Below are 10,649 nucleotides of genomic sequence, written 5' to 3' on the forward strand. Positions count from 1 at the left end.
CAAAACCCCTAGATGGGGCGCGTGTCGTCCGGGTCCGAGGCTCGTCGCTGCGGCGCCAGCAACAGTGCGCTCGCGATCGGCCACAGCAAGCCTTCGATAAAACCGTTGAGCAAATACTCGCCGCCGGGGAAGGAAGCGCCCGCGATCAGCCGGATCACAAACGGCACGAGTTGCGCGCCGACCAGCAGCGGCAACACATGCAGTGTCTGCGTCAGCAGCGAAAACCACAACACCCGGCGATGTATCATGATCGCGCCGTACGAAAGCAGGGTGTAAGCGAGCGCGTGCTCGCCGAACAGGCTGGCGTCGTGCACATCCATCAACATGCCCAGCAAAAACGCGATCCCCATGCCGACCTTGCGCGGCTGGTGAATATTCCAGAATAGCAAAGTCACGGCGACAAAATCGGGCACCCCGATCGTGCGGCCCCACGGTACCAGATTGAGCAGAAACGCAACGCCCAGGCTGAATGCGATGAATACCGAATTCACCGGCAACAAGATGTATTGCGGTCGGCTCATGGATGGGCCTTGGACGTGGCGCCGGCGGAGGCAGGCTTGGCAATGCCAGGGTTAGGAGAGGCCGGCTTGGCCACGTTCGGCGCGGTGGGTGCGTTGGATTTTGCCGTGGTGTTGGGAACCCCCTTCGCCGACTCCTTCGCGCCCTTGGTTGCTTCCTTAGCCGGTTCCTTAGTTGATTCCTTCGTCGATTCCTTAGCCGCTTCCTTCGCCTCGGGCTGCGGATGTGCCGCAGCGCTCGATGCGCCATCCGTCGCTAGCGCTTTGGGCGCGTCGGGTTTCGCGCCTTTCTTGCCGGCATTTTTACCCGGGTCACGGCTGGAGCCCGATTCGAATTCGGCGGGCGGCGGCAACACCTGCGGCTGATAGTGCAGCACCAGCAATTGGCGCGGCCCGTGTATCTGCGCCACCGGCGTGCAGATCACGCGGGCAAACGCAGTATCGGCCTGGTGATCGATCTGCGCGACCTTGGCCACCGGCAAGCCGGGCGGAAAGACCCCGTCCAGACCGCTCGTCACCAGTTGGTCGCCCACCTGGAGATCGGCGCTGCTGGGCACGAAACGCAGATCCAGGGCCTCGCCGCGCGGGGTGCCGTAGATCACGCTGCGCAGGCCCGTGCGCACGACCTGCACAGGAATCGCCTGGTCCTTGTCGGTGATCAGTGTAACTTCGGCCTGTAGCGCATAGATACGCGTCACTTGGCCCAGCACGCCGCCTTCACTGACAACCGGTGCGCCCAATTGAATGCCCGAGCGCGTACCCTGATCGATGATGACCTTCTGCGTAAAGGGATCGCGCGCGTCATACTGGATCTCCGAGGGCGTCGCTTGCATGCCGGGGCGTTGCGCCAATTGCAGCAAGTCGCGCAGATGGCGGTTCTCGGCCTCGAGTTGCCCCGTCTGCGACGCGATCAAGGAAAGCTTGAGATTGTTGGCCTGCAAGGCGGAGTTTTCGGTGCGCAGTTGGTATCCGCTAGTCAAGAAGTCGAGCGAGCCCCGCACCGCGTCGCGCGGCACCAGCATCACGCGCTGCAGCGGGTAGAGGCCGGTGCCTATCACTTCGCGGACTTTTTCCAGCGTTTTGTAACGCGCATCCAACACCAGCAGCATTAACGCCAGTGCGACAAACACCACCAATCGGGCAATCGCCGAAGGGCCTTGTTTGAAAAGAGGCGGCGGACTGTATTCCATGCTCGGCGCCAGTCGGGGGTAAGACGGTTACGGGAGGACTGCGGCTAATTCAGCTCTGGGCGGCGGCAGGACAGACACCGCGCGGCTCGGGCGCCGAATGGCCCGCGCTGCGCGATGCGAGTGCCCTTACTCGTACGAGAAGATGCTGCCGAGTTTGTCCATGCGTTCGAGCGCCATGCCCGAGCCGCGCACCACGCAGGTCAGCGGATCTTCGGCCACCAACACCGGCAGGCCGGTTTCTTCCGCCAGCAACCGGTCCAGGTCGCGCAGCAGGGCGCCGCCGCCGGTGAGCATCATGCCGCGCTCGGCGATATCTGCACCGAGTTCCGGCGGGGTTTGTTCCAATGCGATTTTGACCGACGAAACGATCTGATTGAGCGGGTCGGTCAGTGCCTCCAGGATTTCATTGCTGGAAATGGTGAAACTGCGGGGTATGCCTTCCGAAAGATTGCGCCCCTTGACTTCCATTTCCCTGACTTCCGAGCCCGGAAATGCCGAGCCGATCTCTTTTTTGATCGCTTCGGCGGTTTGTTCGCCGATCAGCATGCCGTAGTTGCGGCGGATGTAGTTGACGATCGCTTCGTCGAATTTGTCGCCGCCGACCCGCACCGAGCCCTTGTAGACCACACCGCCCAGCGAAATCACGCCCACTTCCGTGGTGCCGCCGCCGATGTCGACCACCATCGAGCCGGTCGCTTCGGATACGGGCAGGCCGGCGCCGATTGCCGCGGCCATCGGCTCTTCGATCAGGTACACCTGCGAGGCGCCCGCGCCGTGAGCCGCTTCCTTGATGGCGCGCCGCTCCACCTGGGTGGAACCGCAGGGCACGCAGATGATGATGCGCGGCGAGGGCGAGAACATCCGCGATTCGTGCGCCATCTTGATAAATTGCTTGATCATCTGCTCGGTGACGGTAAAGTCGGCGATCACGCCGTCTTTCATCGGGCGGATCGCCTCGATATTGCCCGGCACCTTGCCCAGCATCTGTTTGGCTTCCTTGCCGACCGCCTGGATCGTCTTTTTGCCGTTCGGGCCGCCTTCCTGTCGGATCGACACGACCGAGGGCTCGTCGAGGACGATGCCCTTGCCTCGCATGTAAATCAGGGTATTGGCGGTGCCAAGGTCGATCGCGAGATCGTTGGAGAAATAACTACGCAGAAAACCGAACATTCAAAATCCTGTTTCACTGGGAGCCAAAACGGCTCGCTCAGCGCAAAATATCGGATCGGACCCCTGGGCGGCGATTGCTGCCCTCAGACCCGATACCGCGAAAAAATTGGCCGGCGACTGCTTGCCGCGCTGCACACGCACCCGGTTTTCGCATCGAATTGACGCGAGACCGCTTGCGCGAGACCGACAAGAGCCACTGGGACGCTAAACAACGCCGACACGCGGACGACCGGCGCATTGCCAGCCGGCCGACGCATGGGCCGGTTTGGCTGGTATTAGATCGAGCGCATAATGATACCTTATAATTTTCGCTGTTTTACAGGAAACCGGACCAAGAGGCACATCGCTTTTTGCTCGGGTTTACCTGTCCTCAACGCTTTGCCCGCCGGGGCTCAGTGCACGTCGGTCGGCAAAATAGCCCGCATTGCGGGATGCCGTAAGACGTGTACGTGCCCCAGGTAGTTCAGGCATTTTTTCCGGTGACCGCATGGCCCTGACGCTTAACGATGTGACCCGTATTGCCCACCTGGCTCGACTCGAGCTGGCGGAGGGCGAAGCCCAACAGACACTGGGTCAGCTCAATCAATTTTTTGCACTGGTCGAGCAGATGCAGGCGGTCGATACGACCGGCATCGAGCCGCTCGCTCATCCAATCGAACAGATCGAAGAGGTCCACTTGCGCTTGCGTGAAGATGCGGTGACCGAAACGGTCGATCGCGCAGCGTTCCAGCGTAGCGCGCCGGCGACCGAGAACGGCCTATACCTGGTCCCCAGAGTTATCGAGTGACGTTTTCGAGCGGGCTTATTGGATCAAGCTTATTGATCACGTTTAGCCCGGGGCCCCGACCACATTGCCACACTGCTAAATCAGCACGAAGGACACGTTAGATGCATCAAAAAAGCCTCACCGAGCTGCGTGCCGCGCTCGATGCAAAAGAATATTCCGCGGTTGAACTCGCACAACATTTCCTGGCGCGTATCGATGCCGCTGCCGGGCTCAACGCGTTCGTGCACGTCGATGCCGAGCGCACACTCGCTCAGGCCCGCGCGGCCGACGCCGTGCTCGCGCAAGGCGCGGGCGGCCCGCTAACCGGCCTGCCGATCGCGCATAAAGACGTGTTCGTCACGCGCGGTTGGAAGTCGACCGCCGGCTCGAAGATGCTGGAACACTACGAAAGCCCGTTCGACGCCACGGTGGTCGAACGTCTGGCGCAGGCCGGCATGGTGTGCCTGGGCAAAACCAACATGGACGAGTTTGCGATGGGCTCGTCCAATGAGAATTCGCATTTCGGTCCGGTTAAAAACCCTTGGGATCACGCCGCCGTGCCGGGCGGTTCTTCTGGCGGTTCGGCCGCGGCAGTGGCGGCGCGTTTGGCGCCGGCCGCCACCGGTACCGACACCGGGGGTTCGATTCGCCAGCCCGCATCGCTTACCGGCGTGACCGGCATCAAGCCGACCTACGGCCGCGTCTCTCGCTACGGCATGATCGCGTTCGCCTCCTCGCTGGACCAGGGCGGCCCGCTGGCGCAAAGCGCGGCCGATTGCGCGCTGCTGCTCAACGGACTGGCAGGTTTCGATGCGCGCGATTCGACCAGCATCGAGCGCGCCGATGAGGACTACACGCGCCATCTGGGTCAGAGCTGGAATGCGGCCGGTACAGCCGTGAACACCGCGGGCACTGCGGACAAGCCATTGCAGGGTCTGCGCATCGGTCTGCCGCAGGAATATTTCGGTCCCGGCTTGGCCGACGACGTGCGAGCCGCCATCGATGTCGCGCTCAAGCAATACCAGGCACTGGGCGCCTCCCTCGTGGATGTGACCTTGCCGAAAACCGAGCTGTCGATCCCGGTGTACTACATCATTGCTCCGGCCGAAGCGTCCTCGAACCTGTCGCGTTTCGATGGCGTGCGCTACGGTCACCGCGCCGCGCAATACGGCGACCTGCTCGACATGTATAAAAAGACGCGCGCCGAAGGTTTCGGACCCGAAGTCAAACGCCGGATCCTGGTCGGTGCCTACGTGCTGTCGCACGGTTATTACGATGCCTACTACCTGCAAGCGCAAAAAATTCGCCGCATCATTGCGCGGGATTTCCAGCAAGCGTTCGCCCAGTGCGATGTCATCATGGGGCCGGTCTCGCCGACCGTGGCCTGGAACCTCGGTGCCAAAACCGACGACCCGGTGCAGATGTATCTGGCCGATATCTACACCTTGTCGACCAGCTTGGCCGGCCTGCCCGGCATGAGCGTGCCCTGCGGCTTCGGCGCGGGCGCCAATAGCCAGCGGCCGGTGGGTCTGCAAATCATCGGCAACTATTTCGACGAAGCCCGCATGTTGCAAGTGGCGCACGCGTTTCAGCGCGTGACCGACTGGCATCGTCGCGAACCAGGTCAGCAACCGGCGAGTGCGCCGGCAGGAGCATAAAGATGCAGTGGGAAGTGGTGATTGGGCTGGAAACGCATACGCAGTTATCGACTGCATCCAAGATTTTCTCGGGCGCTTCGACGCGCTTTGGCGCCGAGCCGAACACGCAGGCTTGCGTGGTGGACCTGGCGTTGCCGGGCGTGCTGCCGGTGATGAACCGCGGTGCCGTCGAGCGCGCGATACGCTTCGGTCTCGCGATCGGTGCCACGATTGCGCCGCGCAGCGTGTTTGCGCGCAAGAATTATTTCTATCCGGACTTGCCCAAGGGCTATCAGATCAGCCAGTACGAGATTCCGGTCGTGCAGGGTGGCACCTTGACCATTCAGGTGCCGGCGCACGACAAGAGCGGTCAGGCGGCCTATGAAAAGACCATCGAGCTGACTCGCGCGCATCTCGAGGAGGATGCGGGCAAATCGCTGCATGAGGATTACGCGGGTATGACCGGGATCGACTTGAACCGGGCTGGCACACCGCTACTTGAGATCGTCACCGAGCCGGTCATGCGCAGCGCGGCAGAAGCGGTCGCTTACGCCAAGACCCTGCATACGCTGGTGATGTGGCTGGGCATTTGCGACGGCAACATGCAGGAAGGCTCGTTCCGCTGTGATGCGAACGTGTCGGTGCGCCCGCTTGGGCAGGCCGAATTCGGCACGCGTGCCGAAATCAAGAATCTGAACTCGTTCCGCTTTCTCGAAGAAGCGATCAACTACGAAGTGCGCCGCCAGATCGAGCTGATCGAAGACGGCGGTACGGTGGTGCAGGAAACCCGTTTATACGATTCGGACCGGCGCGAAACACGTTCGATGCGCAGCAAGGAAGACGCGCACGATTACCGCTATTTCCCCGACCCCGACCTCGCGCCTTTGGCGATCGGCGTCGACTGGATCGAACGGGTGCGCAGCGAGTTGCCCGAATTGCCGGCGGCCATGCAGGCGCGCTTTGTCGAGCAATACGCGTTGTCCGCTTATGACGCCGCGACGCTGACCACCTCCAAGGGCATCGCCGCGTATTTCGAAGCCGTGCTGGCCAAGGCGGGCGCAGGCCAAGCGAAGATGGCTGCGAACTGGATCATGGGCGAGGTGGCGTCGCAACTGAATCGCGATAGCCTGGATATCGACGCGAGCCCGGTCAGTGCCGCGCAGTTGGCTGTGCTGATCGCGCGGATTGCTGACGGTACGATCTCGAACAAGATCGCGAAGGAAGTGTTCCAGGCGATTTGGGACGAGCGCGCTACCGACGAGGCCGCGGCCGATCGTATTATCGACGCCAAGGGATTGCGCCAGATTTCCGATAGCGGTGAACTCGAAGCGATTATCGACACGGTGTTGGCCGCTAACGCCAAATCGGTCGAGGAGTATCGCGCGGGTAAGGAAAAGGCCTTCAACGCATTGATCGGCCAAGCGATGAAAGCAACGCGCGGCAAAGCCAATCCTCAACAGGTCAATGACTTGCTGAAGAAAAAGCTGAGTTGAGCTTGTTGCATTGAACGCGATATCGGTGCAAGGTAAGTGCGGGGCGCATGCCGACCCCGCCCGATCTTCGAGGCAACGTTGATGACCAAAGCGAGCGAGCTGGACGACTACTGCGTACCGTTTTTTGTCCCGGAACGCGCCGGTGCATCGGACCCGGAGGGCGAGACACCGGCCGCCAGAAAAAGCCGAAAAGGCCTGATCAAGGCGGAAAAGAAAGCCGAAGCGGAAAAAAAGGCCGAAGGGGGGAAAAAGGCCGACGCGGAAAAAAAGGGCGAGTCGCCGGCAAGTCGAGCCGACCGTTTTTCGTTGAGCCAATACGACGCCTCGCTCAAACCGTTCTCGAAGGGCTCGAAAGCGGCCGATCTCGAATATGTCGCGGAACTCGGTGTGGCGCTCGACCGTTTGCAAAACCGCCTGCATGCGCAAAAGGCCGAACGCGTGCTGCTGGTATTGCAAGGCATGGACGCCAGCGGCAAAGACGGCACCATCCGCTCCGTATTTCGCGAAGTCGATCCGCTGGGCCTGCGCGTGGTCGCGTTTCGCCAACCGAGCGAATACGAGGCACAGCACGATTTTTTATGGCGTGTTCATGCGCAGGTGCCGGCCGGCGGCGAGCTGGCGATCTTCAATCGCAGCCACTACGAAGACGTGCTGGTGCCGCGTATCCTCGGTACGCTCGATAGCGAAGAGTGCGAGCGGCGCTATCGCAATATCCGACAATTCGAGGCGCTGCTGGCCGAGGCCGGCACCACGATCCTGAAGTGCTTTTTGCACATCTCGAAAGACGAGCAACGCGGCCGCTTGCAGGCGCGTGCCGATGATCCGGAAAAGCAGTGGAAGCTCGACCCCAGCGACATCGAGGCGCGCAAGCACTGGGACGATTATCAGGACGCCTACGCCGACGCGCTTGCGGCCACGTCGACTCCCTACGCGCCGTGGTACGTCGTACCGGCCAATTCGAAATCGCATCGCAATGTGATGGTGGCTGAACTGGTGCGTCGTGCGATGGACGCGATGACGCTCGCTTATCCGCCCGTCAATCCGGCGATGAAGGGCGTCAAAATCGAATAGAGGACAGGACCTATCGGTGACGCTAGCGATAGATGGCGCCACCCAGAGAGAGGGCCATCTATCAGCCGCACCCGATCGTCCACGCCTGACTCTTAACCCGTAATTGTTTTAACGTGACCGCGCGTGCCTCAGCGTCCACGTTATCGCTGACCGTATCGCTTGTTTATCGATCTTTATTGCTGACTTGTTGCTTATCTACCGCTTATCTACCAATTATTTACCGCTCATTTATCGCTTGCTCCTCATTCACGCACCGCTCATCCAACCGTTCCAGAGAAAACTCCATGCTCCGCGTCATTTCCGCCAACCTCAACGGCATCCGATCCGCAGTCACCAAAGGCTTCCTGCAATGGCTGCCGCTACAAGACGCCGACTTTATCTGCTTGCAGGAACTCAAGGCGCAGGCCGCCGACATGACGCCGGAAATGCTTGCGCCGGCAGGCTATCAGGGTTATTTCCACTACGCCGAGAAGAAAGGCTATAGCGGTGTGGGCATCTACACCCGCCGCACGCCGGAGCGCATTATCGAAGGACTGGGCGTGCCGGAGATCGATGCCGAGGGGCGTTATCTCGAACTGGTATTCGGCAAGTTGTCAGTGGTGTCGGTGTACCTGCCTTCCGGTTCCAGTGGTGAAGAGCGGCAGGCGGCCAAATTCCGTTTCATGGAACATTTTTTCGCGCACCTGGCCGAACTGTTCAAAGCGGGCCGCGAAGTGGTGCTTTGCGGCGACTGGAATATCGCCCATCAGGAAATCGATCTGAAAAACTGGAAAGGCAATCGCAAGAATTCGGGCTTTTTGCCGGAGGAGCGCAGTTGGCTTACGCGCGTGTTCGACGAACTCGGCTGGGTCGATGTGTACCGCCGACTCCACCCGGAAACGACAGACGAGGCTTACACCTGGTGGAGCAATCGCGGCCAGGCGTGGGCGAAGAACGTCGGGTGGCGCATCGATTATCAAATCGCCACACCGACGCTGGCCGCAAGCGTGCAGGAGGCATCCATTTACAAGACAGAGCGTTTCAGCGATCACGCGCCGTTGTTGGTGGCGTACAGCCATCAGCCGTGAACTTTCAAGGATCGTGTGGATCGCATATCCGTAATGCATGTCTGTAGCGCATGTCCCTAGCGCGTGTTCGTATCGATAACCACAAGGCCGCCTCATGAACCGGATGCTCAGACCACCTCGTCATACCCGCATCGGCCTGGCTTTGGGCGGTGGTGCTGCGCGCGGCTGGGCGCATATCGGCGCAATTCGCGCGCTGCTCGACGCCGGCATCAAACCCGACGTGGTGTGTGGCACGTCGATCGGTGCCTTGATCGGCGCGGTGTATGCCAACGGCGATCTGGACTGGTTGGAGCACTGGGTGTCGCGCCTGACGTGGCAGACCGTGGTGCGCTTGCTGGACGTGCGCTTGTCGGGCGGTTTGCTGGGCGGTAAAAAAGTCATCCAGCTTTTTGCCAATCGCTTCAACGGCCGTGAGATCGGCGATTTGGCCGTGCCCTTTGCCGCGGTCGCAACCGAGCTCGATACCGGACGCGAGATATGGCTGCAGGAAGGCGGCGTGGTCGAGGCGGTACGCGCCTCGATCGCGATTCCCGGCATCTTTACGCCTATGCATCGCGATGGCATCTGGCTGGTCGACGGCGGCTTGTCGAATCCGGTGCCCGTGTCGCTGGCTCGTGCGATGCGTGCCGATTGTGTGATCGCGATCGACCTGAACAACGACATTCTTAACGGCCGCGATTTTGGCGGTCCGACTCCCAACCAGCCACCCGTGGATGTGTCAGCGCGCCCATCGCCCGCTTTGCGACGCAACGGCAAGCCATGGCCGGCCTGGCTCGCCCCCGATCCGGATCGCTTGACCGACGACGTGCATACGCCGCCCAAGCCCAGCACACGCGTGCCTTCGATGATCAGCTCGATTGCGCAGAGTATCGATATCATGCAGGTGCGCATCAGCCGCAGTCGTTTGGCGGGTGAGCCGGCCGATATCCTGATTCAACCGCGCCTGGGTGGCATGAGAATTTTCGATTTCCATCGCGCCTCGCCCGCCATCGAAGAAGGGCGTGCGGCCGTCGAGCGGATGATGCCGGCGATCAAGGCGCGTCTGGGCATGGATTGAGGCGCAACTGCATCTGCGGCAAACACAAACGCGATGCAGTGGGTGGTAACACAGCGGATTCAAACACAGCGGATTCAAACACAGCGGATTCAAACTCAACGGATTCATCGGGGATACTTCTTCATGTTCAAGCTTTTGCCGCGTCGCTTTCGACACCTCGTTACGCTAACCACCTTTGCATTTGCGCTGCAGGCAGCGTCGCCGTGGGCTCTCGCTGCCGCGCCCAATGACCACACCCCGGACCACACCCCGGACCACGCCCTCGATCATGCGTCGGCCCCCGCTCACGCCGCTGACCTCGTCTCGGCCCATGCCGCGGACCCCGGCCCGGTCTATGGCGCCGAGCTGCAAGGCTATACCTACCCCGCGCCGGTTCACGAATTCGCCTTCACCTCGCAAGGCGTGCCGATGAAGATGGCTTACCTCGACGTCAAAGGCGCCTCCTCCAACGGCCGGACCGTGGTGCTGATGCACGGCAAGAATTTTTGCGCCGCCACCTGGAAGGAGAGCATCTCAGTATTGAGCGCAGCCGGTTATCGAGTAATCGCGCCCGACCAGATCGGTTTTTGCAAATCGACCAAGCCCGAGCACTACCAGTACAGCTTCCAACAACTGGCGCGTAATACCCGTGCGCTGCTGGCGTCGCTGGGCATCGACCATGCCATCATGATCGGTCACTC

At 61.1% G+C, this 10,649-nt stretch carries 10 protein-coding genes; 7 read left to right on the forward strand and 3 right to left on the reverse strand.

Features of this window, described 5'->3' with window-relative positions; translation table 11 throughout:
• Positions 1 to 8: 8 nt before the first annotated feature.
• From mreD to GSQ77_RS05640, 3 genes are all read right to left on the reverse strand, one after another.
• On the reverse strand, positions 9 to 521 hold the full coding sequence (mreD, locus tag GSQ77_RS05630; protein ID WP_158899897.1) for a rod shape-determining protein MreD: 513 nt from the start codon (positions 519 to 521) through the stop codon (positions 9 to 11).
• A complete protein-coding gene (mreC, locus tag GSQ77_RS05635) occupies positions 518 to 1,708 on the reverse strand; it encodes a rod shape-determining protein MreC (protein ID WP_158899899.1) in 1,191 nt (396 codons plus the stop codon). The genes mreD and mreC overlap by 4 nt, the downstream gene beginning before the upstream one ends.
• A gap of 126 nt (positions 1,709 to 1,834) precedes the next feature.
• The gene (locus tag GSQ77_RS05640; RefSeq protein ID WP_158899913.1) at positions 1,835 to 2,878 is read right to left on the reverse strand and encodes a rod shape-determining protein; all 1,044 of its coding nucleotides are present in this window, start codon (positions 2,876 to 2,878) and stop codon (positions 1,835 to 1,837) included.
• A 487-nt stretch (positions 2,879 to 3,365) separates the two neighbouring features.
• Between GSQ77_RS05640 and gatC the strand changes: the two genes are divergently transcribed.
• The 7 genes from gatC to GSQ77_RS29385 all read left to right on the forward strand — a co-directional run.
• Complete coding sequence (gene gatC / locus GSQ77_RS05645; RefSeq protein ID WP_158899915.1) at positions 3,366 to 3,665, forward strand: Asp-tRNA(Asn)/Glu-tRNA(Gln) amidotransferase subunit GatC; 300 nt, start codon at positions 3,366 to 3,368, stop codon at positions 3,663 to 3,665.
• Positions 3,666 to 3,766: 101 nt separating this feature from the next.
• Positions 3,767 to 5,302, forward strand: coding sequence for an Asp-tRNA(Asn)/Glu-tRNA(Gln) amidotransferase subunit GatA (gene gatA / locus GSQ77_RS05650; protein ID WP_158899917.1), 1,536 nt, complete (start codon positions 3,767 to 3,769; stop codon positions 5,300 to 5,302).
• A 2-nt stretch (positions 5,303 to 5,304) separates the two neighbouring features.
• Positions 5,305 to 6,774: an Asp-tRNA(Asn)/Glu-tRNA(Gln) amidotransferase subunit GatB gene (gene gatB, locus GSQ77_RS05655; RefSeq protein ID WP_158899919.1), complete on the forward strand. Its 1,470-nt coding sequence runs from the start codon at positions 5,305 to 5,307 to the stop codon at positions 6,772 to 6,774.
• Positions 6,775 to 6,855: 81 nt separating this feature from the next.
• Positions 6,856 to 7,845 carry a PPK2 family polyphosphate kinase gene (locus tag GSQ77_RS05660; protein ID WP_158899921.1) on the forward strand — a complete coding sequence of 330 codons (990 nt, stop codon included), beginning with the start codon at positions 6,856 to 6,858 and terminating at the stop codon, positions 7,843 to 7,845.
• Positions 7,846 to 8,129: 284 nt separating this feature from the next.
• Positions 8,130 to 8,912, forward strand: coding sequence for an exodeoxyribonuclease III (locus tag GSQ77_RS05665; protein ID WP_158899923.1), 783 nt, complete (start codon positions 8,130 to 8,132; stop codon positions 8,910 to 8,912).
• A gap of 103 nt (positions 8,913 to 9,015) precedes the next feature.
• Positions 9,016 to 9,969, forward strand: coding sequence for a patatin-like phospholipase family protein (locus tag GSQ77_RS05670; protein WP_158899925.1), 954 nt, complete (start codon positions 9,016 to 9,018; stop codon positions 9,967 to 9,969).
• 123 nt (positions 9,970 to 10,092) lie between these two features.
• Positions 10,093 to 10,649 (forward strand): alpha/beta fold hydrolase (locus GSQ77_RS29385; protein WP_254067459.1); only part of this gene is annotated, 557 nt, incomplete at its 3' end.

Origin of the sequence: Burkholderia sp. L27(2015) (assembly GCF_009765705.1) — a bacterium.
GTDB lineage: Bacteria > Pseudomonadota > Gammaproteobacteria > Burkholderiales > Burkholderiaceae > LMUX01.

Bases quoted from the DNA above. Each gene is read 5' to 3' on its own strand.
- GSQ77_RS05640 (WP_158899913.1), bottom strand. From the start codon at position 2,878: ATGTTCGGTTTTCTGCGTAGTTATTTCTCCAACGATCTCGCGATCGAC.
- gatB (WP_158899919.1), top strand. From the start codon at position 5,305: ATGCAGTGGGAAGTGGTGATTGGGCTGGAAACGCATACGCAGTTATCG.
- gatC (WP_158899915.1), top strand. From the start codon at position 3,366: ATGGCCCTGACGCTTAACGATGTGACCCGTATTGCCCACCTGGCTCGA.
- GSQ77_RS05665 (WP_158899923.1), top strand. From the start codon at position 8,130: ATGCTCCGCGTCATTTCCGCCAACCTCAACGGCATCCGATCCGCAGTC.
- GSQ77_RS05660 (WP_158899921.1), top strand. From the start codon at position 6,856: ATGACCAAAGCGAGCGAGCTGGACGACTACTGCGTACCGTTTTTTGTC.
- GSQ77_RS05670 (WP_158899925.1), top strand. From the start codon at position 9,016: ATGCTCAGACCACCTCGTCATACCCGCATCGGCCTGGCTTTGGGCGGT.
- gatA (WP_158899917.1), top strand. From the start codon at position 3,767: ATGCATCAAAAAAGCCTCACCGAGCTGCGTGCCGCGCTCGATGCAAAA.
- mreD (WP_158899897.1), bottom strand. From the start codon at position 521: ATGAGCCGACCGCAATACATCTTGTTGCCGGTGAATTCGGTATTCATC.
- mreC (WP_158899899.1), bottom strand. From the start codon at position 1,708: ATGGAATACAGTCCGCCGCCTCTTTTCAAACAAGGCCCTTCGGCGATT.